Here is a 24061-nt window from a genome sequence, read left to right as displayed (position 1 = left end):
TGGATACAGCGACCTTGGTCGCAGTGGGGCTGCTTCGCAGCCCTGCGCGGGGCAAGCCCGCTCACTACAAGGTCTGGCTTATACGAGGTGCAGGGCGGTCAACAGCATGTCGATGGCCTTGATACCCACGAACGGCACCAACAACCCACCCAAGCCATAGATCAACAGGTTGCGCCGCAGCAACGCCGCTGCACTCGCCGCCTGCACGCGCACACCGCGCAATGCCAACGGGATCAACACCACGATGATCAACGCGTTAAACACAATGGCCGACAGGATCGCGCTCTGCGGACTCTGCAAGTGCATGACGTTGAGCACGCCGAGTTGCGGATAGATCGAGGCAAACAGCGCCGGCAGAATCGCAAAGTATTTGGCCACATCGTTGGCGATTGAAAAGGTGGTCAGCGCGCCACGGGTCACCAGCAATTCCTTGCCGATCTGCACCACGTCCAGCAGCTTGGTAGGGTCGCTGTCGAGGTCGACCATGTTGGCGGCCTCACGGGCGGCTTGAGTGCCGTCGTTCATCGCCATGCCCACGTCGGCCTGCGCCAGTGCCGGGGCGTCGTTGGCGCCGTCGCCGCACATTGCCACCAGGCGCCCGTCGTTCTGCTCATGACGGATACGTGCGAGTTTCTTCTCTGGCGTGGCTTCGGCCAGCACGTCATCCACGCCCGCCTCAGCGGCAATCGCAGCAGCCGTCAGCGGGTTGTCGCCAGTGACCATCACGGTGCGGATGCCCAGTTTGCGCAGCTCGGCGAAACGTTCGCGGATGCCGGGCTTGACCACGTCCTTCAAATGAATCGCACCAAGCAGCTTGCCATCGGCGCACACCAGCAAAGGCGTGCCGCCGCTCTGGGCGATCTTGTCGATTTCCCGCGACAGCGCAGGTGCAAGGTCCTGACGCTGCTGGCCGATAAATGCCAGCAGCGAATCCACCGCGCCTTTGCGGTACACGCGGCCCTGGTAGTCAACGCCGGACAAGCGGGTTTCAGCGCTGAACGGCACGGCGGTCAACTCGTCCTGGGAAGGCTCGGCCTGAGGGTGCAAGGCGCGCAGGTATTCAACGATGGATTTGCCTTCCGCCGTGTCGTCCGCCAGGGACGCGAACAGCGCGCCTTCGGCCACCTCGCGGCCGCTGACCCCGGGCGCCGCGACCACCGCTGCACACCGGCGATTACCAAAGGTGATGGTGCCGGTCTTGTCCAACAGCAACACATGTACGTCCCCGGCGGCTTCCACCGCGCGGCCGGACTTGGCGATCACATTGAGGCGTACCAGGCGGTCCATGCCGGCAATGCCGATGGCCGACAACAAGCCGCCAATGGTCGTAGGAATCAGCGTCACAAGCAGTGCGACCAGAAACACCAAAGGCAAGCTGCCATTGGCGAAGTGGGCGAACGGCTGCAACGTTACGACCACCAGCAGGAAGATCAGCGTCAGGCCGATCAGCAGGATATCCAGCGCGACTTCATTGGGGGTCTTCTGGCGCTTGGCACCTTCTACCAAGGCAATCATGCGGTCCAGGGTAGACTCACCAGGGTTGGCGGTGATGCGGATCATCAGCCAGTCCGAGACCAGCCGGGTGTTGCCGGTAACGGCCGAGCGGTCGCCGCCAGACTCACGGATCACCGGGGCGGATTCGCCAGTGATCGCCGCTTCGTTAACCGCCGCGATGCCTTCGATCACCTCGCCGTCACCGGGGATCATTTCCCCTGCGGCAACCCGCACCACATCACCCTTACGCAGGCTGGTGGCCGGCACGACCTTGAAGCTGCCATCGGCTTCCTTGCGCCGAGCACTCAGACCTTCACTGCCTGCCTTGAGGCTGTCGGCGCGAGCCTTGCCTCGCCCTTCGGCCAAGGCTTCGGCGAAGTTGGCGAACAGCACGGTGAACCACAACCACACGGCGATCTGCACGGCAACGAAGGTCGGCACGGAAGTGTCGGGTACGAAGCACAGCACCGTGGTGAGGATCGCAGTCAGTTCGACCACCAGCATCACCGGCGAGCGTTTCAGTTCGCGCGGGTCCAGTTTGACGAACGCCTGGACCAGCGCCGGGCGCCACAGAGCAGAGATAGCGGTTTTGGCAGGCTCCTGGGGTTTGACCGGGGCCGCGTTTTTTGCAGGCATATTCATGTTCATATCCCTTCTCAGAAGCCCATGCTCAAGTGTTCAGCGATAGGACCCAGCGCCAGCGTCGGCAGGAAAGTCAGGCCGCCCACCAGCAAGATGGTTACGGTCAACAGAGTCACGAACAGCGGGCCGTGGGTGGGGAAGCTGTTCTGGCCAATCGGTGCGCTCTTTTTCATCGCCAGGCTGCCGGCCAGGGCCAGTACCGGCAGGATGTAGCCAAAGCGACCGATCAGCATGCCCAGGCCGAGCATCAGGTTATGGAACGGCGTGTTGGCACTGAAGCCGCCAAACGCAGAGCCGTTGTTGGCACTGGCGGAGGTGTAGGCATAAAGCAACTGGCTGAAGCCATGGGGACCAGGGTTACTGATAGCGCCGGCCGGGCCTGGCAGGCTGGCGGCAATGGCGCCGAGCACGAGCACGCCGACTGGCATCACCAGCAAGGTCACGACGAGCAACTGTACTTCCTTGGCCTGGAGTTTCTTGCCCAGGTATTCCGGCGTACGGCCGATCATCAGGCCAGCCAGGAACACCGCGATCAACACGTTAAGCAACATCCCGTACATACCGGCGCCGACGCCGCCAAAGATCACTTCGCCGACCATCATGTTGACCAGCGCCACCATCCCGCTGAGGGGGCTGAGGCTGTCCTGCATGCCGTTGACCGAACCGTTGGACGCCGCGGTGGTGGTCACTGACCACAGCACCGTGCCAGTGGTGCCGAAGCGCGCTTCCTTGCCTTCCAGCGGCGCGGTTTGCTCTACGGCCGGGTTGTTCAGGGTCGGATTGGGCTGATACTCGGACCACAGTGAAGTCGCGCCGCCGATCAGGAACAGCGCCAGCATGCAGCCAAGAATGGCGCGGCTTTGGCGCAGGTCTTTGACGTAATGACCGAAGGTGAATACCAACGCCACCGGGATCAGGATGATGGACGCCACCTCAAACAGGTTGGCCCAGGCAGTCGGGTCTTCAAAGGGATGCGCCGAGTTGACGCCGAAAAAACCACCGCCGTTGGTGCCCAATTGCTTGATCGCAATCTGGCTGGCCGCCGGGCCCAGGGGGATCACCTGATCCACGCCTTGCATCGTCACGGCATCAACGTAATGGGCGAACGTCTGCGGCACGCCCTGCCACACCAGGAACAACGCCAGCACCAGGCACAACGGCAACAGGCCGTAGAGGGTAGCGCGGGTCATATCGACCCAGAAATTCCCCAATGTCTGGGCAGATTTGCGACCGATCCCACGGCACAAAGCGACCAGGACCGCCAGTCCAGTGGCCGCACTGACGAAGTTCTGCACCGTCAGGCCAGCCATCTGGCTGAGGTAGCTCAGTGACGCCTCACCGCTGTAGGACTGCCAGTTGGTGTTGGTCATGAAACTGACCGCAGTGTTGAAGGCCAGCGTCCACTCCTGCCCCGGCAATTTCTGCGGATTGAGCGGGAGATAGTCCTGGAACATCAGGATCGCGAACAACAGCAGGAAACCCGCGAGGTTGAATGCGAGCAACGCCAGCATGTACTTCTGCCAGCTCTGCTCCTGCTGCGCGTCGACACCCGACAGGCGATAACAGGCTTTTTCGACAGGCCCGAGCACCGGGCTCAGCCACGTGCGCTGGCCTTCCATCACCTTGTAGTAGAACCGCCCCAGGAACGGTGCCGGCACCAATACCACGGCAAAGAAGGCGATGATCAGCCAATAGTCATAACTGTGCATGGCCAGCTCCTAGTTCCGATCCGCGCGTAACAGCGCAACCAGCAGATAAATAAACAGCGCCACGGCCAATAGCAGTGACACTCCGTCCAGAACACTCATGGAAGTCTCTCCGTTCAGCGGCGAGTGCCGCGTGTGGGGCAATTGTCCGCAGGAGTGGCGTAAAGGAACGAGTGCGAGGGTGCGGGCGGGGCGTAAAGAAGGCGTAAAGAGTGGCTTTATGCGGGGTTTACACTGCGGGTTTCCAGCGTCTGGGCAGGCGTTATCGGGAGCAAGCCCCCTCCCACACTTGACCGAGTTGTCATGCCGAGCGCCAGTCAACCTGTGGGAGGGGCTTGCTCCCGATAGCGTCGGCACCGTCACCGCCGCACCTATCTGGTGCGACACCGGCAAATTTCAAACGCCAAACCATCCCCCAGACGACAGTTGCGCGCCTTTACGACAATGATTCTCAAGCTGGCATGGCCGCTGCAACACCTTGAATCATTCCAAACCGTTCAGGGAGCAGCACATGAACACACAACTCAAACCCACCCTAGGCACCCTGCATTTATGGGGCATTGCCGTCGGGCTGGTGATCTCCGGTGAATACTTCGGCTGGAGCTATGGCTGGGGCGTGGCCGGAACCTTGGGCTTCCTGGTGACCTCGTTGATGGTCGCCGCAATGTACACCTGCTTTATCTTCAGTTTCACCGAGCTGACCACCGCGATTCCCCATGCTGGCGGACCGTTTGCCTACAGCCGTCGTGCATTTGGGGAGAAAGGCGGTTTAATCGCCGGTCTTGCCACCCTGATCGAATTTGTCTTCGCGCCGCCTGCCATTGCCTTGGCCATCGGCGCTTATCTGAATGTGCAGTTCCCTGCGCTGGACCCGAAGCACGCTGCCGTCGGTGCCTATATCGTGTTCATGGGCCTGAACATCCTTGGCGTGAAACTCGCCGCGACCTTTGAACTGGTGGTGTGCGTGCTCGCCGTCGCAGAGCTGCTGGTATTTATGGGCGTGGTCGCCCCGGCATTCAGCTTCAGTAATTTCGCCCTGAATGGATGGGCCGGTTCCGATACCTTTGGCGCCCCAGCGATTGCCGGGATGTTTGCCGCAATTCCGTTTGCGATCTGGTTCTTCCTTGCCATCGAAGGCGCAGCCATGGCGGCTGAAGAAGCGAAGGATCCGAAGCGCACCATTCCGAAGGCCTACATCAGCGGCATCCTGACCTTGGTGATCCTGGCCATGGGCGTGATGTTCTTTGCCGGCGGCGTGGGTGACTGGCGCACCCTGTCGAACATCAACGACCCGCTGCCGCAGGCCATGAAAACCGTGGTGGGCGAAAGCTCCGGCTGGTTGCACATGTTAGTGTGGATCGGCCTGTTTGGCCTGGTAGCGAGCTTCCACGGCATTATCCTGGGCTACTCGCGCCAGTTCTTCGCCCTGGCCCGCGCCGGTTACTTACCGTCTTTCCTCGCCAAACTGTCGCGTTTTCAGACACCGCACCGGGCCATAATCGCCGGCGGTGTGGTCGGCATCGCCGCCATCTACAGCGACGGTCTGATCAACCTGGGCGGCATGACTCTGACTGCAGCGATGATCACCATGGCGGTTTTCGGCGCCATCGTCATGTACATCATGAGCATGCTCAGCCTATTCAAACTGCGTAAAACCGAACCGCTGCTGGAACGCACCTTCCGCGCGCCGGGTTACCCGATCGTGCCAGGCATTGCGTTGGTGCTGGCGGTGGTGTGCCTGGTGGCCATGGCGTGGTTCAACACACTCATCGGCTTGATCTTCCTGGGCTTTATGGCGGTAGGTTTCATCTACTTCCAACTGACCGCACAAGACCGTGCCGATGCGCCAGCGGACGCAATGTTGACTGGGCTCTAAGGTTTACGAGGCAGAACGGGCTTACACTGAACTACTCAGAAAGCCCGTAACTCAAAGCAGTTATTACCGTGGGAAAATTCTCCCACAGCAATCTGCCTCAAGGAGAGCCTTATGCCGTGGTATGCGTGGTTGATTATGGTGGTCGCGATTGGGTCGATCGTCGGTGGGCTGATGATGCTGCGAGACAGCGCCAACAAGGTGGAACTCACCGACGAGCAACGCAAACGCGTGGCCGAACGCAACGCCCAGGCGGACGCCAAGGATTCGCAGGATCGCTAGTTAGGCTTACTCCCAATCCGCCTTGGCAATATGCAACCCGTGCTGCCCCTTGTAGGCAGCACGCTCCGGCTGGCTCCAGCCGCTCAGCAATTGATCCTCCAACTTGTAGATCTCTACGCCCAGCGGACGACATACCGTCAGCGGATCCTGTGCGTCCGGCCCCCACATCGGCAGCGACAGATCTCCACCCGGGCAGGTCGACAGTGCACACAGCAAATCAATCTCGGCAAAGAACTCCAGGTAATCACCCTTCTGCGCCGGACACGCCTTCATGAAGTACATGTCGTCGTGATTCAGGCCGGTGCACTGGAAAATATTCAACACGTCATGCACGTCGAATTCCGTAAGACCGTGGGGCAGCACCGCGCGAGTGAGGTTCGAATGGCAGTGGTGATGGAAATCCTCACCGGTCAGCATCCGGTTCACGTAGGGATCGCAGCGCGTGCCGAGTAAGTCGTGGAGGCGCCCGCCGTGCTCGTCGATACCATAACTGGCCAGGCTGTCATCGGTGATGGTCACCAACGGTCGCAGAAACGGCAGGTTCGACCACAATCGGTCATGGGTGCTGACATGGGCGCCCTGCAATTGGCGGGTGCGCGCCGCCCAAAGACGTTCCCGCGGGTCGTGGGCGTTCCAGACATTAAAGTCACCCACCTGCGGGCCCACTGGCGTAGTAACACGAAACACATGCCCCGCCGGTACCTTCCAGGCCCTGCCTGTTCGAATAGGCACCTCAAACTGTTCGATCAAGGTGCGTTGATCCGCCCGGTCACGAATGCGCTCGTAAAACGCCGTGTCGACTTGCAGCGCCGAGCCTTTGCTGACCTGATAAGCGGCCGGATAATCTTTGTACATGGTGCACATCCTCGATCAGGGGTGGGTAAACAACGCCAACGACAGGCGTTCGGAATCTTCCAGGTACAGGCTCATCGCCTCCCCTGCCGCGTGTTTATTCGCCTGGACCAATAACGCGTAAATCTCGCGGTCACGCTCAAGCCAAGGTGACTGAAAACGCTGCTCATCGGGCGCCGCACAAAACACGAGGCGTAGCTGGGCGATGACCCGGGCGAAAAACTCATCGAACAAGGGGCTGCGCATCAACCCGACGATGTGCTGATGGAACAACAAACTGTGGGTGGCCACAGCACGCCAATCTTCGCGCTCACGGGCCAGGGTGGTGGCGTCGATGGCGTTTTGCATGCGTTCAGATTGATCGTCCGTCAACGCTTTGCTTTGTGCGATGGCCTGCAATTCCAGTGTGCGGCGGACAACAAACAGATCGCGAACTTCCTCCCGCTCCAATCGCCGGACCATCACACCCTTGTTGCGCACATAACGGGTCAAGCCCTCCTGCCCCAAACGGTGGAGGGCTTCGCGAATCGTATTGCGCGACGCACTGTAGGCCGTGACCAAATCCGCCTCGACCAGGGCCATACCCGGCAATAACCGCCCGCTGATGATGTCGGCACGCAGCTCCAAAGCAATCTGGTCTGCTAAAGACATATTGGGTGTCATCATCGCCTCATGATTGTTGAACAATCTTCTGTCTGGAGGTAATCACGTTTCATGCCAACCTCCAGAACGGGCGATCTGGGTATAAAAAGTTAAGGTTGGTTAAAATGCCAGCCCGTGGCTGGGCCCGCCTTACACGTTATTTACAACACCACAAAACCCAAACTCACCCATGCATCATCAAGGAAGCGCCCGGCCTTCACAGATCAGCTGCGGACCTGGACGCCCATCGCGACAACCTGTTCAGTCAGCAAAGACCGCTGGATGCATTTGTCGACAACTACCTGTTGGAACGGCACATGTCCTCCCCCGGACCACGGCTTCCCGCTGCCAACAATGTTTTCCGAGATAGATCTGAGCGACCAGCCCAGTGCGATAACGAACCCTATCGACGTAAGACTTGAGCAAATTGAAACGGCGCTGGGAGATGGGTGTTGCGGCGCAGAGAGGCTGGGGAAGATGTCGACACTGGTAGGCGCATAAGTCCTTGCCAGGAGTGTCGAAGACCCGCAATTGCTGAGGTGGAACATAGACGTGGTGCGGGGGAACGTGAAGCGCGGAACTCACAGAAGAAAGAGGCCGATCAATGACCGGCCCCTTGGAGCTTAGTTGATCACCAGCCTGTCGCGGTTCTTCTCCAACAGCGCCTTGCCTATACCCTTCACTTCCAGCAACTCATCCACCGCCGTGAATGGGCCATTGCTTTCGCGGTAGGCGATGATTGCCTTGGCTTTGGCAGCGCCAATACCGAACAGATCCCGACGCAGGGTCTCGGCGTCTGCGGCGTTAAGGTTGACCTTGGCGGATTGCTCGGCCTTGGCCATCTGCGCGCTGATAGGGGTTGGGGCTTCAGGCTTGATGGAAGGGGCTGCGGTGCTGGCGACGGAGAGGGTTGTAAGAACGGCGAAAATCAGCGAAGAGATGTAGGTGTTCTGCATTGGTGACGCTCCATGACATCGTTGAAAGAAAAGCAGCTTTTCCGAAGCTGCTTTTCAAACGTAGGTGATGTTGGAAATTCGTCAAAAACGGTTGAGTAACAGAGTATTAAATCAAGGCTCCAGACGGCGTTGCTGGTAAATCCAATCGACGATCTCTCCATCTGGGGAGTAGCCGCTGACCGTATCGCGCAGGAGTTGACGGACGCGGGCGTAGTCGTCTTGATCCACGGCAGTCAATAAGTCCGAGAGCTTGCCTTTAAGCACTTCCCAAGACAGATGATCTTCGTTGGCGCTCATGATCATGGGGTGTTGAGTGGCGACCACGTTGTCGCCGATCAGTAACTCTTCGTAAAGCTTTTCGCCGGGGCGCAGGCCGGTGAACTCGATCGAGATGTCACCTTGAGGGTTCTCGTCAGAACGCACACTGAGCCCGGATAGATGCACCATCTTTTTTGCGAGCTCGACAATTTTCACCGGCTCGCCCATGTCCAACACGAATACATCCCCACCCTGCCCCATGGACCCAGCTTGAATGACCAGTTGGGCCGCCTCCGGGATCGTCATGAAATACCGCGTGATTTTCGGATGGGTAACCGTCAGGGGACCACCGGATTTGATCTGTTTGTGAAACAACGGAATGACTGAGCCCGAGGAGCCCAGCACGTTGCCGAAGCGAACCATAGTGAAGCGGGTTTTGTTGACGCGGGAGATATTCGCCTTATCGCCGAACAATACCGGGGCGAGTTCTCGACTCAGGGCTTGCAGCGTCAATTCCGCCAGCCGTTTGGTGCTCCCCATGATGTTAGTTGGACGTACGGCCTTGTCAGTCGAAATCAATACAAAGTTGGCCACACCAGACTGAAGTGCAGCTTGCGCCGTATTGAGCGTGCCAATGACATTGTTCAACACGCCTTCAGCGATATTGTGCTCTACCATCGGCACATGCTTGTAAGCAGCTGCATGATAGACAGTGTCTACATGCCAGGTTTTCATAACATCGAGCAACTTGCCTTGGTTACGTACTGAACCGAGTATCGGCAAAAGTTTTACCGGCAAAGATTCGCGAGTAATACGTTGCTCCAACTCAGACAAAATGGTGTACAGGTTAAATTCGCTATGGTCGAACAATAATAACGTCGTAGGTTTGAGGGATATAATCTGCCGGCAGAGTTCTGAACCAATCGACCCACCTGCACCCGTAACCAGTACAACCTGACTTTTAATACAGTGTTCAAGCAGTTCGCCTTGGGCTGGGATTGCATCACGTCCTAGCAAGTCTGCAATATCGACCTCCTGGATATCGTCGACCTTGACGCGTCCGCTGGCCAGATCCATGAAGCCGGGAACACTGCGAACGTGCAGAGGGAAACCTTCAAGAAACGACAGGATTTCACGCCGCCGACCACGATTGGACGAGGGGATGGCCAAGAGAATTTCCTGAACACCTGTCGCGTCGATCATTTGTTGAATATGCCGGGGTTTATAAACATGCAAACCCGAGATAACACGATCAGAAATCCCGGGATCGTCGTCGATAAACGCCACAGGACGCATGACACGCCCCATGCGCAATGCGGCGACCAATTGGTTACCGGCAGACCCAGCACCGTAGATAGCGACTTTGATCAAGCCGTCATCACGATTTGTAAACGGCACATGCTGGGTGGCGGTGAACCAATCCCCAAGGAAATATTGACGCATCCCCAGGCGCAGGCCGCCAATCATGATCAGGCTTAGCCACCAATAATTGAAAACAATCGAACGCGGGACGACGTTCTGATGGTTGCTATACCAGTAAACCACCAGCGCCAGGATCAACGATGACAGGCTGACTGCTTTGATGATCGCGATCAGCGCATCATTACCAAAATAACGCATAACCGCCCGGTACATACCGAATCGCACAAACAAGGGAATGGCAACGATAGGTGCAGCAATGAAAAGCCATAAATGCTGTCTAACCGGATTGATCATCTCGTCGATGCCCAGGCGCACGACAAAAGCCATCCACAACGCGGCCCACACCACAACGATGTCAGTCAGCACCTGTAGAACGCGCTTATAACGCCTTGGTAGGCCAAGTAGCAGCGTGCGCAGCCGATCCATCCTTACTCTCCAAAGTTACATCTGCCTGAAAAAAAGGCAGGGGTGGCCTCACTATCAGACTACCTTAATTCGCATCTGCGCCTTAATGACAATCAGGGCGTATTGGCTGGCTCTAAAGAGCCCGCATTAAACTTTATTGCCAACCAGACCAACGGTGCATAGCCAACAACCAAGCCTAGAACCCCATCTAAATCAAGCAGCACTACAGCCAGGGCCACCGGAAGGAGCCAGAAAATATTAATACACGCAACAGCCAGCGTGACCGGCCGGTGCCTGCCGATCTGCCGGGAAGCAAACTGATAGGCGTGACTGCGATGCGCTTCGTAAACCTTGTCCCCACGCAACAGCCGACGTATCAACGTAAAGGTAGCATCGACAATAAACACACCCAGCATTATCAGCCATGCCCAGAACAACTGAGGCGATATAAGACACGCCTGTAAAGAAAACGCCCCCAGTATGATGCCGATAAAACCACTCCCTGCATCGCCCATGAAGATTCGCGCAGGAGGGAAGTTCCAATACAAAAAACCTACTACCGCCATGCTGAACACCAGCGGCGTCCAGACCAGTTGTGCATGCCCCGCCACGCCATAAACGACACACATTCCCAGGCAAGCACACAACGCCTCGATGCTTGCAATACCATCGATACCGTCCATGAAGTTGTAGAGATTTAGTAACCACACCAAATAAAGCACAGCCAGGAAGTTGCCTAGCCAACCCAGGTCAATCAAATGCCCGAAGATCTTTAGCGGCGCCAGGCCTTGAAGGAAAAACAATACCCATACCGCTGCAAGGAAATGGCCAAGCAAGCGCCAGCGCGCTGCGATATGCCCGTGGTCATCCATGAACCCCAGAACGGCAACGCCCAGGCCTGCCCCCAACATGCCCCACGCCCATGACCAGGGAATAAGGTCCGCAAAAGCGAGCACAGGCACAGCAGCGAGAAAGCTGATCACAATCGCGACGCCACCGCCTCTGGGCGTGGGTACTGAATGTGAGCTACGGGCGTTCGGAGTATCGATCAAGCTTGCTGACAATGCATAACGGCGCAGCTGCCACGTCAACAGAAGGGAAATGCCCGCCAGGACAGGGAGCAACCAGAGAAAATTCATCGTTTATTCGTATCCAGATAATGTCGAGCTGCACCATTCAGAGCTTGATCAACGCTGACACGAGGTGCCCACCCCAACAGCGAGCGGGTCTTGCGAATATCGACCTGCAGCGTTCCGCACAGGCGCTGAGAGAGCCCCGACATGCGGAATAGCTTAGCGACGAACGTCAAAAAGCGCGAAGAAATGGGAATCAAGCGGGCGGGTGCGTGTAATGCATGTGCCAACCTGCGCAATAGTTCAGTCGTAGAAAGGTCTTCACCGTCACTGACGAGAAAGACTTGATTGCTGGCAGCAGGGTGATCCAGGCAAGTAACAATCAGATCCGATACGTTTTCAAGCGCGACAAGGCTGCGTTTGTTATGTATGGCGCCCAAAGGCAACGGGATTCCCTTGGACAGAAAACGCATCATGTTCAAAAAGTTTGCTTTTACTCCGGGGCCATAGATAAGCACTGGCCGGATGATGACGATATCCATCTCGACGGCCTCAGCGAGTTGTAGAAGCCCCTTTTCGGCTTCCCATTTAGACAGGCCATACGCGTCAGCCGGGTTCGGCTCATCATCGGCGCAGAACGGCGTGCCAGCCGGCGACCCTTCACCGTTGACCTTGATCGAACTGATAAAGACAAAACGGCGAACGCCGGCGGCGGCGGCCTCCCTTGCCAGGTGCAAGGTAGCTTTAACATTGATGTCACGAAAAGCTTGTAGCGGATCAGCAGAATCGTCGGTCGTTATGTGCACACGAGCAGCGCAGTGGACAACAACATCCACACCCGCCAATGCCTGCCCCCACGCGGTCGTCGAATCAATATCGCCCATGACATGGGCCGAAACGTCGCTATCTAACCTTGTCGCGGCGGTACGCACGGAGGCAGACAGGCGATACTTCTTATCTGATTGCAAACGGCGGATCAGATCTTTACCCAAAAAACCGGTAGCTCCGGTAATAAAGATATGGTCCATCAGTTCTTTGTCCCCGAGCGCTTTAGGTATTCCAGCAATTTGAATGGAATTTTACTCAGCACCATAAGCAAGTTGGTGTATATCCCATTACGCTTGCACGCCAGAACAATTTCCCGATTTAGTTTCAGACTACTTTTTATACCGGAGGTACTGACGCCGCCCGAGCGCATGCGAACCAGGACCTTATCAATATGCGAAAATCTGAGTTTTTTAATCAGGAGCAGGCGAACAAACATCTCGTAATCTGCGGAGATGGCGTACAACATGGAATAAGCACCAACGTCGGCGTAAGCCTCTTTGCGTACAAATGTACCTGGATGGGGAGGCATCCACCCAAACCGCAGCTTCCACGAGCGAAAATGTGAAGCGCTATAGACACGCGTGACCCGCTGCAAGTCCTCAGGATTTACAAAAACAACATCACCAAAGACGAGCGCACTTTCTGGATTCAGACGAAACGCGGCTGCAACGCTCTCTAACGATGTAGGACTTTCATAGAAATCGTCGGAGTTGAGAATGCCGATAACATCACCCGTGGCCAACGCGATACCTTTGTTCATAGCGTCGTATATGCCACGATCCGGCTCACTCACGATGGTTGCGATAGACGCAGCATATTCACCAACAATACCCATCGTATTGTCCTTGGAACCACCATCTATAACTATATATTCGATATTCAAATACGTCTGAGCCAATACGGACTCAATAGTATCCCTGATCGTTTTTTCGCTGTTGTAGGAGACCGTGATAATCGAAATTTTCAACACATCAACCCTTTACACGGCCGTAAACATCTTCAAACCGGACAATATCATCCTCTCCCAAGTAAGATCCCGACTGAACCTCAATCAGTTCTAGCGGAATGATTCCAGGGTTCTCCAGTGCATGAATCTGTCCAATAGGGATAAATGTAGATTGGTTCTCGGTAACGAGATACGTCTTATCACCATTAGTCACGCGGGCAGTACCACTGACAACCACCCAGTGCTCCGCGCGGTGATGGTGCATCTGCACTGAGAGCTTCTCGCCTGGTTTTACGGTAATTCTTTTAACCTGATAGCGCTCGCCACTATCAATAGAGTCGTAAAAACCCCAAGGGCGATAGACCTCGCGATGGTCGGTATGCTCGTGGCGTTTGCCCGCCTTGAGTTGATCAACGATCTTCTTAACTTCCTGAACTTGATCTTTGTGTGCAACGAGGACTGCGTCCTTAGTCTCCACGATAATCAGGTCGTTTACACCAACAGTGGTGACCAAACGATGTGTGGCATGAACGTAGCTGCCGGAGGTTTTCTCAGACAACACGTCACCTTTGAACAGATTACCATCTGCATTTTTCTCGCCTGCCTCCCAAAGAGCAGACCAGGACCCAATATCACTCCAGCCGGCATCTAAAGGAACCATGACGGCGTCTGAAGTCTTCTCCATCACTGCGTAGTCAATGGAGACATCAGGGCTGGTCGCGAAAATGGCACTGTCGACCCGAGTAAAATGCATATCTTGTTGCCCACCCGCCAAGGCTTCCCGACATACCGACACAATTTCCGGTTGAAATTTTTCCAACTCCTGAATATAGCGACTGGCTCGAAACATGAACATGCCGCTATTCCAGAAGTAATCGCCCTGAGCGAGGTAGGACTGAGCGGTAACCAAGTCAGGTTTTTCAACGAAACGACTGACCTTGAACCCTCCCGATCCAACAGGCGCACCCAGCTGAAGATAGCCATACCCCGTCTCAGGGCACGTAGGCGTAATGGCGAAGGTGACCAACTTGCCAGACTCCGCCAGCGCAAGCGCCGTAGCGATGCTTCTCTGGAACGCCTCGACATCTTGAATCAAGTGATCAGCCGCCAAGACGAGCATGATTGGATCATCCTGCTCAGCGAGTGCCTGCAGGGCTGCCAGTGTAATAGCTGGGGCAGTGTTGCGGCCTACCGGTTCAAGGATGATGTTCGCGTCGTCCAGACCCAACTGCCGAAGTTGTTCGGCAGCCAGAAAGCGATGATGTTCGTTGCAAATCAATCGCGGCGCCCCATGCTCAAGCCCATCAAGGCGCTTGATAGTGGCTTGGAGCATCGTCATATCGGCATCCACCAAGGGGAGAAACTGCTTGGGGTTCAATTGACGGGAGAGTGGCCATAGCCGGGTACCTGAGCCACCCGCCATGATTACTGGAAGAAACATTCAAACATCCTTAAGGCCGAGATCGACGCCGCAACATAAGCGCGCTCACTAATAGCCACTAAAAGTGGACCAGGTCAACGCCTGAAACCTAAACTTTACGGTGCCGGCGCCATTTGAAAAAATGCGCAAGCCGACGAGCCACCCCAAGCAACAAAGGCTAGCGCGAGCGAGCGTGCAAGGCGTTCTCGGAGAACCAGGCGTATGCGTCGCGAAGCCCCTCTTCGAGGCTGATGCTCGCACGCCACCCCAATCGCTCAAGACGCGAAACATCCATCAGTTTCCTTGGCGGCCCGTCTGGCTTTGTGCTGTCAAAGCTTAGGCGCCCCTTGAACCCAGTAACCTTCGCGATGGTTTGAGCCAGTTCGCGAATGGTGCAGTCTTCGCCCGTACCTACGTTGATATGAGAAAGCATCGGTTGGGTATAGGCGCCATACTGGTTCTGATCCAACTCCATGACGTGGACCGACGCACTGGCCATATCATCCACATGCAGGAATTCACGCATCGGCGAACCACTACCCCATATAACAACCTCTTCAACGCCTTCTTCGACTGCATCGTGAAAGCGACGCAAGAGTGCGGGTATTACATGGGAGTTCTGCGGGTGGAAGTTGTCATTAGGACCGTACAAGTTAGTAGGCATAGCACTGCGATAATCGCGTCCATATTGGCGATTATAACTCTCACATAGCTTGATTCCGGCAATCTTCGCAATGGCATAAGGCTCATTGGTAGGCTCAAGCGTTCCCGTCAAGAGCGCCTCTTCAGGCATCGGTTGCTTGACGTTAATGGGATAAATACACGACGAACCGAGGAATAGCATTTTTTGCACGTCGTGCTGATGCGCAGCATGGATGACGTTTGCCTGCATCATAAGGTTTTCGTAGATAAACTCAGCCGGGTAGGTGTTGTTCGCATGAATGCCACCCACCTTGGCAGCGGCCATATAGACTTGCTCTATCTTGGTCTCAGCAAAAAAATTCATTACCGCAAGCTGGTCCAACAGATTCAATTGAGCCCTGTCGCGGGTCACAATATTGGTGTAACCCAACGCTCGCAGGCGTCGAACAATGGCCGAACCTACCATCCCCTTGTGGCCAGCAACAAAAACACATTCGCTCAATTGACGTGACATATTAATTCTCCAACGACACCGGCAAATCGTAACCATGATTCTTCAGCAGCGCGTGACGCTGGGCGACTTTCAAGTCTTCGCGAACCATTTCAGCACACATCTCCTGGGCGGTAATTTCTGGCACCCAACCCAGCTTTGTTTTCGCTTTGGTAGGGTCGCCAAGCAGCGTTTCAACTTCAGCAGGGCGGAAATAGCGCGGGTCGACACTAACCAGTACATCACCGACTTTCAGCGCAGGTGCCTTGTCGCCAACAATAGATTCCACGATGCCCCGCTCATCTACGCCAGTGCCCTCAAAACGCAAGGTCAGTCCCAGTTCAGCGGCAGACCAGCGAATGAACTCACGCACCGAGTACTGAACGCCGGTTGCGATAACAAAATCTTCAGGAACATCTTGCTGCAGCATCATCCATTGCATACGAACATAGTCTTTCGCGTGACCCCAATCGCGAAGCGCATCCATGTTGCCCATGTAGAGACACTGCTCAAGTCCCTGAGCAATATTTGCCAAACCACGAGTGATTTTACGGGTCACGAAAGTCTCACCACGTCGTGGTGACTCGTGATTGAAAAGAATCCCGTTACATGCGTGCATGCCATAGGCTTCGCGGTAATTAACCACGATCCAGTAGGCATAAAGTTTGGCAACGGCGTACGGCGACCGTGGATAAAAAGGGGTGGTTTCCTTTTGTGGGGTCTCTTGTACCAAGCCATAGAGTTCAGAGGTTGAGGCTTGGTAGAAACGGGTTTTTTTCTCAAGCCCAAGCAAACGAATGGCCTCAAGAATTCGCAGCGTACCCATCGCATCGACATCAGCAGTGTATTCCGGCGACTCAAAGCTCACAGCCACATGTGACTGTGCCCCCAGATTGTAAACCTCGTCGGGCTGAACTTCCTGAATAATACGAGTCAGGTTCGACGAGTCAGTAAGGTCCCCGTAATGCAAGATAAAACGCTGATTATCAACATGCGGATCCTGATAGATATGATCAACACGCTGCGTATTGAAGGACGATGCGCGTCGTTTGATGCCGTGAACTTCATAGCCTTTTTCCAGCAAAAGTTCAGCCAAGTACGAGCCATCTTGGCCAGTGATCCCAGTAATTAACGCTTTTTTCAGGGTCATATCTACGTCCTAAAATTCTTAGATTTACTATTAAATCGCATTTAACATGCTGGTAATGACATCAGGCATCGTCGACTGGGCTTTCCACCCCAAGACCTGCTCGGCCTTAGCGGGGCAAGCTCGACTGACCAATAGATCAGTAGGCCTGAAAAATTCAGTGGATTGATCGACATAAGCCTTCCAATCGAGGCCCAACTGTGTAAACGCCTCAGCAACAAAGGTTTCAAGCGTATGGGTTTGACCCGTGGCTATCACAAAATCGCTCGGCTCATCACACTGCAGCATCCTCCACATCGCATCGACATACTCTGAGGCGGCCCCCCAATCTCGAGCGATATCCAGGCGTCCAAGAGTTAATCGCTCATCAGAGCCAGCAGCAATTCGTTTCGCTGTCGTTACAATTTTTTGTGTTACAAATCTAGAGGGGCGCAATGGAGATTCGTGATTAAACAAGATCCCTGTACAGGCGAAGAGATTATAAGCTTCACGATAGTTATCGACCAACCAGAACGCCGAAGACTTAGCCACTGCATAAGGGCTACGAGGGTGGAACGCCATCCCCTCAGCGGCGGGCTCACCGTTGGTATCCCCAAAACACTCACTTGATCCTGCTTGATAAAAGCGAATCGGACGCTCTGTCATCCGGCAGGCCTCAAGCATATTGAGCGTACCCAAGGTAATACTCTGGATCGTTTCAGCGGGCTGCTCAAAAGACAAACCAACCGACGACTGCCCCGCCAGATAATAGACTTCATCAGGCTGACTGCGCTTAAGAGCCATGAAAACGCTTCGAAAGTCTTCAGGCACCATCGACAGCAGTTTCACCCGAGGAAAGATATCCAGTCGCTTGAGGTTGACGAATGAAGATCCCTGCGCATCCCGAGAAGTACCCCAGACGGTATAGCCCTTGCTAAGCAACAGCCTCGCGAGATAAGCACCATCCTGGCCGCTCACACCGCAAATCAGGGCGGTTTTTTCTGAGTATTCCAAAGTATTACCTTTGTAATGAATTATAGATCGATAGTGTTTCCTGGCCACACCGCTGCCATGAGAAATGGTTTAAGCGCTCAAGACCGAGCCCCACCAACCTCGCAACTTCGCTGTCAGAGTAAACCACTCTCTCTATCGCCACAGCCATTTCGTCATCATTACCGGGGTCAAAAAAAGCCCCCGCATTGCCGATGATCTCAGGCATGGAACTGGTGCTGCTGCTGACAACAGGACAAGAGTGCGCCATTGCCTCTAAAGGTGGAAGACCGAAGCCCTCATAAACAGAAGGATAAACAAAGGCCTTTGCACCCTCATAGAGCTCCCCCAGCAACGCATCATCACCGCCGATCTGCCGCACCTGACCCGCACTAAAACCAAGACTTTGCATCAACGCCTGTTCGTCTTGAGAAAACTCTCCGCCGCCAAAAGCGACAATATCAAAATCGGACTTTAATCGCTTGGAGCGTGCTACGGCACGGAGCAATCCGGCGAAATTTTTGTAAGCGTAGCGTGCGCCGACATAAAGCAAATAGGGCCTGGATAAATTACAATATTTTTTTCCGGTAACTTTTTTAAATTGCTCAAAGCCTAAATGAACGACTGACAACTTACTCTCGGGGACTGCAAACAACCGCATAAGGTCCTGACGTGTGCTTTCCGAAATGCAAATAACGTGGTCAGCACGCTCGACAGCCTGCTGCTTGAGCGCGGTCGTTTTATCTTGAGATGAAAAGCTTTCGGGATACAATTCATGGATCATATCGTAAACCGTTAGTACGACCGGGCACTTCTCCGAGATAAAACTTGGGCGGCGACTGTAATAGGTCTCATGCACTATCTGAGGCTGCCAACGACTCATTTCCGACCGCCCTTTAAGGCGGTTGTAAGCGAGTATCAGCCGAGCCGTATGAGGCGGGTACTTTTCCATCCAGCGGCCACGAACAATTCCATCGGGTAACTCCTTCAGATAGGCATTGCGATGAAGAGGTGAGAAAATACCCACATCATTACCCGCGTCAACCATCTGCTCGGCGATACGAGCAAAATAACGAGAGATCCCCCCATAATTTTGCAATGAGAATATTTGGTGATCGAACGCAACTCGCATATGTCTGTTCCCGAAAGAAAACAAAGCCCAATCTGTTTAAAATCGAGCTTGCATTGCATTAAATTTCGAACGACTACTTATCAAAGTAGGCCTATCATTTATGTAAAATCTATATCACACCGCATTTCGCCACGTTATCTTTCGAATATCAACACTAAAAACAAACAAACGAAGTGCCACTGCAATATAAGTTATCCCTAGCGACAACAACATCACAACGGGATTATCGATAGCTAGCAGATCAAAAACGCTTTTAAAAAAATAGAGTAGCGAAACCGAAATAACAAACGGAATAAAAATGGCGTCTATGTACCAGGTCTTCGCAGGTTTAATATTTAACTTCTTAAAGACAATCGGAGGACAGAAGGTAAAAAAACCGATATTCAATAATAGCCAAGGCCAAGCACTGCCCGCCAACCCATAAGAGGCAGCCAAATAATACGTTAATGGAACCACAAGAACGGCAGCTATAAAGTTTTGCCAGACGCTGAAACGCGTCCATCCGTGAGCTAATTGCAATGCATAAGGCATATTCATGAATGAATGAATCATGGTGCCGAGAACCAGTATCATCAAGGGCCCACTCGCCGCAGCGGCGATATGTTGATCCTGCGTCCATAACGTAAGCACCTGATGACTGTAAAATGCAATCCATACAGAAAACGGTATTACCAACATCGACAGTATTTGACTCGCCCTAATATAATAGCCAAATGCCTCTACGGCATTACCAGAAGCAACAGATGCCACTATCTTCGGGTAATAAGCATTGAAAACTGGAGATATAAGCCTGAAAGCGATCGTACCCAGCGTCCAAGCGAGCATGTAATAACCAAAATCTGTTAATGACAACGTCTTTGACAAAACTATCTTATCCGCTTGCATCAGTAGAAACGCAAGTGCATTCGTCGCCCCTACTCCCACTGCAAAACCTCGAAGGCGGCGAAGCGTATCAAGAGAGAAAGAAATAGAATCCGTCCAGCCTGCCAACTCGCGAATGAGTTGAATACGCAAAATAAAAACAGTCAAAAGATTTATTACGCACTGCCAAATAAAAAACCATTCAACCGTTGGAGAAACCAGCCACAAGACCAACACCGTTCCACCCGAACGGAAAGTCGCAAAGATGGAAGTTGCAATATTTAATTCAACCTGCTTTTGAAGACCTGTAAGAGCACCATAGTAAAATGCTATAGGAAACTGAAGAACAAGCGCCCCACCCATTACTCTTAACGATTGAGTCACAGAATCCAGCTTATCAGGACTTATATCCAACCAATAATTGGAAATCAGCGGCGCTAACAATATCACCACCGCACCAGCAGTGAGTGCAATACCCCAAAAAACCCACTCAACACTTCTCAACAATAGAATAACTTTTTTCTTTTCCAGCGACGAAGCCGATTCATAAACAGAGGCCTCTTTAGTTGCCACAGCACCAAATCCGCCATCAAGCATCGACATAGCAGAAGATAGAATTACGAAAAAGCCTATTAACCCGTAACCCTCAATACCAATAAACTTAAGATACAAGGGTACGAAACAGATACCCATAAGAGCAGCCCAACCCTGCCCCAAAAAATTTGCCGCTACATTTTTAAGAACGCTATTCATGCGGCATAACCCTTTAACACATAAATCTTACTTCAAAAAAACTCATCCTAGAAACCATTCGATTATATTTACTGATAAATAATGGCTCTAGAAATACAATTATATAGTCAACGCTGGCTCTGAAAGCCTCTACCCATGAACGCTTACAAGAAGCTACTAGGTCCGACAGCGGGATTCAAGACCGCCACGAACAAATCTTCAGCAACACCAATAACTTTAGCATGATCTTGACACACTGAAAAGTCTTGAGAAATTACAGAATTTGAAATTCAAGGGCTCTCCGGCGCAAGCACAGTAAAGTTTCGTTATTCGACGATCAAACCAGCCCATACTCAGGCGCTGGATAAAGACGCTATAAACATTCAGAAAACCAAAAACATGAACGAATCTTAGAACGTAACCCAACGCAATACCGGCCAGCTAAGTTATTAATTGGCCGAGGAATTCTTTAGCCATGACAGCGTCTTTTTAATACCTTCTTGCTTATCCACAACAGGATAAGAATTTGACTTCTCGGCTGGAGAACAATCGACGACATTATCAGTTGTCATATTCTTCAGACGAAAACTAGTAAACGGAAATCTCAATCCTACTGAGTTACAAACATCACCAATCAACGCCAAGAAATAGAAAAAAAACATCGGTGCTTTAACTGGACGTCTAACGCCTGCAAGCGATGCGATACTCAAACCCCATTCATCTACATTCAAAGGCTTTGCATCACCTATGTAATAATATTCGACCGCATTATTTGGCTGCTGAGAAATTGAAATCATCTGATTCACACAGTTTTCGACATATCCATACGTCTTTGTACTCGATTTTTTGCCAATTCTAATATATCGACCAGCAAGTACTATATCAAAGAAGTTACGGTACGGTTCTCCGAACCAAGGCCCCCAAATAGATGTAGGCCTTACAATAGAACATCTAGGCATGCGATCAATCCATCTTTTAACAATGCACTCCCCCTGGACCTTACTCTCCCCATAAACTGTAGTTGGGGAAACATCCTCTATTGACGATGGTATGTGACCTGCTTTACAAACCAACATACTGGAAGCGAAGACTGCATGCTTAACGTAGTCCACCGAAGACAGTACCGAGCACAAGTTCTCGACACCTACAATGTTTTCGGGATAATCGTCCAAACTTTTGCCCCGGAGATCTGTACGTGCTGCGAGGTGAAAGACATAATCCGGCTTAAACGAATCAAAAGCCTCTCTGACACTATCCACATCACAAATATCGCAGCAGAGATGAACATCAAGATTATTTAAATTTCTAGGCTGAGCCACATCCAAGCTTAGAACCTTATATCCTAATATCTTTAACCGACACACCAGGTTAGTCCCTATAAAACCGGACCCACCTGTAACCAGAACTTTGACATTAGTCACGCGTTAGCTCCTCATAAACTTCAAGATAGTTCGATGCCATTGTAAAAGAACTATATTTTTCACAAGCAACACTCAGAACAACCGAGCCTTTTGACTCTTCGGCCAAGCTTTGCACAACCGCAGCATTAAGCCCGACAATATCATCTAGTTTAAAAAAAGAAACCGCATCTTCATCAAAAAGCTCGCGAAAGATTGGAATATCAGAGCACACTATTTTCTTTGAGTGGAGAGCCGCTTCAATCAGAGCAAGCCCAAAGCCTTCAGAACGAGAAGGCATCGCAAATATATCAAAAAAAACATTGCACTGATGTGCATAGGGAATTGATGAAATAAAAACACAGCGACTATCGACGCCTAGAGAAACACTAAGATCCTGTAAGATATTTTTCTCTGGACCGTCACCAATAACCACAAGCCCCAGCCTGGTATTAAGAGCCAACAATCTCACTAACTGATCGACACCTTTTGTTGCGGTGAGCACACAGTACGTACCTAACAAAAAATCAACCTTGCTTTTCAGATTATTTATCTCAGCGGCACACCAATCTTCGATCAATTCATAATTAACAACGATATCCCTGCCATTGTAAACCCTGGAGAGTTTTTTATTATATGAAAACTTGGAGTAATACTGCATAGAATGGTCACTCAACACGACAAGGCGGTCATGCCTCGTCCAGCACACATTCCAAACGAAACTAAACACAACAGAAACAAGTTTATTGTAATGAAAATAAAGTTCCTTCTCTACGTAATTATGCAGCGTACTCACATAGCGAACACTCGAAAAGAATGATTTATTTTTAAATACAAATGCATCAGCCCTCAAGAGATGGGAATGAACTATGTCATAACCCGAAAAATCAAATTTTTTATAAAAACTCACTCGCTCGAATCTTACGCCTTCCAAAAAACCTATATCGACACGCTCATCAAAATAAAGAACGGTGACATCGTGCCCACGACGAAGCATCTGCTCGCACAATTGCAAGGCTACTAGAATAGGCGCCTTATTGACGATTGCAGGAACCACATAGCAGATTTTCATTTCTTCACAATCCCACCATAAATGGACAGCAGTTTCATTACTCCACGATCACCCAAAACACAGCTCATCAAAAAAATAACCAACCGTTTTATGAAAATTCCGTCAACTAGATACAACGGAGTTAATGCCAACTCTTTTCGAAGCCTAAAATTTTCACGAATGATCGACATCATCAAGCTTGGCTTATTACTGAGCCCTCCCACTCGGTGGGACACGATAGAGAAAGGATAGAACCCTGCATCGCTACCGACGAGAGCGCGTAAAATAAAATGATAGTCACCTATTACCTTATAATTCTCATTAAACCCGCCGATTTTCTCAAACAAGGATACATGATGAAAACAACCAGGATGACGAATGGTCATCCTCTTGGATAAATCATTTTTTGCCTCACTCCAAGGAACTCCAACCTCATCAATCAAGCCGCCAGATTGATCGACGAGTATATTTCTACCGTAAACCAACCTCAAACCCTGCCGATCCGCGGCGTTAAGATATTCAAGCACGGAGGATAACGCGGACGGAGAGCTGAAATAGTCATCACTGCCCATAAACACTATCCATTCAGCATTCACCTGCTTCAATGCTTTATTCCAGGCGCTATATACTCCAGAGTCTTTTTCACTGGAGAATCGGACGAAGTCATATTCACTTAAAATCGCCAGCGTATCGTCAGTGCTACCGCCATCCTGAACATACAAATCTACATCTTCAAAATCTTGCGCTTGAATGCTATCTAAACATTCGCGCAGCGTACGCCCACTATTATAAGTAGCAATAACAATCCCGATTTTAGCCTTAGCCATTACTACTCGCCCCA

At 52.4% G+C, this 24061-nt stretch carries 21 protein-coding genes; 2 read left to right on the top strand and 19 right to left on the bottom strand.

Annotated features, from left to right (window positions below):
- Positions 1-78: 78 nt before the first annotated feature.
- The 3 genes from kdpB to kdpF are packed head-to-tail and all read right to left on the bottom strand — an operon-like array spanning position 79 to position 3944.
- Entirely contained in the window at positions 79-2136 is a 2058-nt protein-coding gene (gene kdpB / locus CKW32_RS04880) for a potassium-transporting ATPase subunit KdpB (RefSeq protein ID WP_177326448.1), read from the bottom strand.
- A 14-nt stretch (positions 2137-2150) separates the two neighbouring features.
- Positions 2151-3845 carry a potassium-transporting ATPase subunit KdpA gene (gene kdpA, locus CKW32_RS04875; RefSeq protein ID WP_032888953.1) on the bottom strand — a complete coding sequence of 565 codons (1695 nt, stop codon included), beginning with the start codon at positions 3843-3845 and terminating at the stop codon, positions 2151-2153.
- A 9-nt stretch (positions 3846-3854) separates the two neighbouring features.
- On the bottom strand, positions 3855-3944 hold the full coding sequence (kdpF, locus tag CKW32_RS04870; RefSeq protein ID WP_003218754.1) for a K(+)-transporting ATPase subunit F: 90 nt from the start codon (positions 3942-3944) through the stop codon (positions 3855-3857).
- Positions 3945-4353: 409 nt separating this feature from the next.
- Between kdpF and eat the strand changes: the two genes are divergently transcribed.
- Positions 4354-5718: an ethanolamine permease gene (gene eat / locus CKW32_RS04865; protein ID WP_095184207.1), complete on the top strand. Its 1365-nt coding sequence runs from the start codon at positions 4354-4356 to the stop codon at positions 5716-5718.
- A gap of 111 nt (positions 5719-5829) precedes the next feature.
- On the top strand, positions 5830-5997 hold the full coding sequence (locus CKW32_RS04860; protein ID WP_081797766.1) for a DUF2897 family protein: 168 nt from the start codon (positions 5830-5832) through the stop codon (positions 5995-5997).
- A gap of 6 nt (positions 5998-6003) precedes the next feature.
- On the opposite strand, the gene CKW32_RS04855 is transcribed toward CKW32_RS04860, so the two are convergent.
- The 16 genes from CKW32_RS04855 to CKW32_RS04775 all read right to left on the bottom strand — a co-directional run bounded on the left by CKW32_RS04855 (position 6004) and on the right by CKW32_RS04775 (position 24047).
- Positions 6004-6852, bottom strand: a complete 849-nt coding sequence (locus CKW32_RS04855) for a DUF1989 domain-containing protein (protein ID WP_095184206.1) — start codon at positions 6850-6852, stop codon at positions 6004-6006.
- A 15-nt stretch (positions 6853-6867) separates the two neighbouring features.
- On the bottom strand, positions 6868-7512 hold the full coding sequence (locus CKW32_RS04850; RefSeq protein WP_095184205.1) for a GntR family transcriptional regulator: 645 nt from the start codon (positions 7510-7512) through the stop codon (positions 6868-6870).
- A gap of 602 nt (positions 7513-8114) precedes the next feature.
- Positions 8115-8447, bottom strand: a complete 333-nt coding sequence (locus CKW32_RS04840) for a helix-hairpin-helix domain-containing protein (protein WP_032888945.1) — start codon at positions 8445-8447, stop codon at positions 8115-8117.
- Between the two features lie 111 nt (positions 8448-8558).
- Complete coding sequence (locus CKW32_RS04835) at positions 8559-10553, bottom strand: nucleoside-diphosphate sugar epimerase/dehydratase (protein ID WP_095184204.1); 1995 nt, start codon at positions 10551-10553, stop codon at positions 8559-8561.
- A gap of 92 nt (positions 10554-10645) precedes the next feature.
- Entirely contained in the window at positions 10646-11671 is a 1026-nt protein-coding gene (locus CKW32_RS04830; protein ID WP_095184203.1) for a glycosyltransferase family 4 protein, read from the bottom strand.
- Positions 11668-12633, bottom strand: coding sequence for an SDR family oxidoreductase (locus CKW32_RS04825; RefSeq protein ID WP_095184202.1), 966 nt, complete (start codon positions 12631-12633; stop codon positions 11668-11670). Before CKW32_RS04825 ends, CKW32_RS04830 begins: the two co-directional genes overlap by 4 nt.
- The gene (locus CKW32_RS04820; protein ID WP_095184330.1) at positions 12633-13400 is read right to left on the bottom strand and encodes a glycosyltransferase family 2 protein; all 768 of its coding nucleotides are present in this window, start codon (positions 13398-13400) and stop codon (positions 12633-12635) included. The genes CKW32_RS04825 and CKW32_RS04820 overlap by 1 nt, the downstream gene beginning before the upstream one ends.
- A 4-nt stretch (positions 13401-13404) precedes the next feature.
- On the bottom strand, positions 13405-14820 hold the full coding sequence (locus CKW32_RS04815) for a mannose-1-phosphate guanylyltransferase/mannose-6-phosphate isomerase (protein ID WP_095184201.1): 1416 nt from the start codon (positions 14818-14820) through the stop codon (positions 13405-13407).
- Positions 14821-14977: 157 nt separating this feature from the next.
- Positions 14978-15955 (bottom strand): GDP-L-fucose synthase, encoded by a 978-nt coding sequence (locus CKW32_RS04810; RefSeq protein WP_032888936.1) that lies wholly within the window; start codon positions 15953-15955, stop codon positions 14978-14980.
- Between the two features lies 1 nt (position 15956).
- The gene (gene gmd, locus CKW32_RS04805) at positions 15957-17081 is read right to left on the bottom strand and encodes a GDP-mannose 4,6-dehydratase (RefSeq protein WP_032888934.1); all 1125 of its coding nucleotides are present in this window, start codon (positions 17079-17081) and stop codon (positions 15957-15959) included.
- 30 nt (positions 17082-17111) lie between these two features.
- Positions 17112-18071 (bottom strand): GDP-mannose 4,6-dehydratase, encoded by a 960-nt coding sequence (locus CKW32_RS04800; protein ID WP_095184200.1) that lies wholly within the window; start codon positions 18069-18071, stop codon positions 17112-17114.
- A 4-nt stretch (positions 18072-18075) separates the two neighbouring features.
- Complete coding sequence (locus CKW32_RS04795; protein ID WP_095184199.1) at positions 18076-19179, bottom strand: glycosyltransferase family 1 protein; 1104 nt, start codon at positions 19177-19179, stop codon at positions 18076-18078.
- Between the two features lie 114 nt (positions 19180-19293).
- A complete protein-coding gene (locus tag CKW32_RS04790; RefSeq protein WP_095184198.1) occupies positions 19294-20793 on the bottom strand; it encodes an oligosaccharide flippase family protein in 1500 nt (499 codons plus the stop codon).
- Between the two features lie 428 nt (positions 20794-21221).
- Entirely contained in the window at positions 21222-22193 is a 972-nt protein-coding gene (locus tag CKW32_RS04785) for an NAD(P)-dependent oxidoreductase (protein ID WP_095184197.1), read from the bottom strand.
- Positions 22186-23241 carry a glycosyltransferase family 4 protein gene (locus CKW32_RS04780; protein WP_095184196.1) on the bottom strand — a complete coding sequence of 352 codons (1056 nt, stop codon included), beginning with the start codon at positions 23239-23241 and terminating at the stop codon, positions 22186-22188. Before CKW32_RS04780 ends, CKW32_RS04785 begins: the two co-directional genes overlap by 8 nt.
- Positions 23238-24047: a glycosyltransferase family 2 protein gene (locus CKW32_RS04775; RefSeq protein WP_095184195.1), complete on the bottom strand. Its 810-nt coding sequence runs from the start codon at positions 24045-24047 to the stop codon at positions 23238-23240. The genes CKW32_RS04780 and CKW32_RS04775 overlap by 4 nt, the downstream gene beginning before the upstream one ends.
- Between the last annotated feature and the right edge of the window lie 14 nt (positions 24048-24061).

Source organism: Pseudomonas sp. Irchel 3H9 (genome assembly GCF_900187495.1).
Lineage (GTDB): Bacteria > Pseudomonadota > Gammaproteobacteria > Pseudomonadales > Pseudomonadaceae > Aquipseudomonas > Aquipseudomonas sivasensis.
The sequence above is the reverse complement of the archived record's forward strand: the minus strand, read 5'-3'. Positions and strand labels throughout refer to the sequence as shown.

Coding starts and splice junctions, on each gene's coding strand:
- kdpB (WP_177326448.1), bottom strand. CDS start 2,136: ATGAATATGCCTGCAAAAAACGCGGCCCCGGTCAAACCCCAGGAGCCT.
- kdpA (WP_032888953.1), bottom strand. CDS start 3,845: ATGCACAGTTATGACTATTGGCTGATCATCGCCTTCTTTGCCGTGGTA.
- kdpF (WP_003218754.1), bottom strand. CDS start 3,944: ATGAGTGTTCTGGACGGAGTGTCACTGCTATTGGCCGTGGCGCTGTTT.
- eat (WP_095184207.1), top strand. CDS start 4,354: ATGAACACACAACTCAAACCCACCCTAGGCACCCTGCATTTATGGGGC.
- CKW32_RS04860 (WP_081797766.1), top strand. CDS start 5,830: ATGCCGTGGTATGCGTGGTTGATTATGGTGGTCGCGATTGGGTCGATC.
- CKW32_RS04855 (WP_095184206.1), bottom strand. CDS start 6,852: ATGTACAAAGATTATCCGGCCGCTTATCAGGTCAGCAAAGGCTCGGCG.
- CKW32_RS04850 (WP_095184205.1), bottom strand. CDS start 7,512: ATGACACCCAATATGTCTTTAGCAGACCAGATTGCTTTGGAGCTGCGT.
- CKW32_RS04840 (WP_032888945.1), bottom strand. CDS start 8,447: ATGCAGAACACCTACATCTCTTCGCTGATTTTCGCCGTTCTTACAACC.
- CKW32_RS04835 (WP_095184204.1), bottom strand. CDS start 10,553: ATGGATCGGCTGCGCACGCTGCTACTTGGCCTACCAAGGCGTTATAAG.
- CKW32_RS04830 (WP_095184203.1), bottom strand. CDS start 11,671: ATGAATTTTCTCTGGTTGCTCCCTGTCCTGGCGGGCATTTCCCTTCTG.
- CKW32_RS04825 (WP_095184202.1), bottom strand. CDS start 12,633: ATGGACCATATCTTTATTACCGGAGCTACCGGTTTTTTGGGTAAAGAT.
- CKW32_RS04815 (WP_095184201.1), bottom strand. CDS start 14,820: ATGTTTCTTCCAGTAATCATGGCGGGTGGCTCAGGTACCCGGCTATGG.
- CKW32_RS04810 (WP_032888936.1), bottom strand. CDS start 15,955: ATGTCACGTCAATTGAGCGAATGTGTTTTTGTTGCTGGCCACAAGGGG.
- gmd (WP_032888934.1), bottom strand. CDS start 17,081: ATGACCCTGAAAAAAGCGTTAATTACTGGGATCACTGGCCAAGATGGC.
- CKW32_RS04795 (WP_095184199.1), bottom strand. CDS start 19,179: ATGCGAGTTGCGTTCGATCACCAAATATTCTCATTGCAAAATTATGGG.
- CKW32_RS04790 (WP_095184198.1), bottom strand. CDS start 20,793: ATGAATAGCGTTCTTAAAAATGTAGCGGCAAATTTTTTGGGGCAGGGT.
- CKW32_RS04780 (WP_095184196.1), bottom strand. CDS start 23,241: ATGAAAATCTGCTATGTGGTTCCTGCAATCGTCAATAAGGCGCCTATT.
- CKW32_RS04775 (WP_095184195.1), bottom strand. CDS start 24,047: ATGGCTAAGGCTAAAATCGGGATTGTTATTGCTACTTATAATAGTGGG.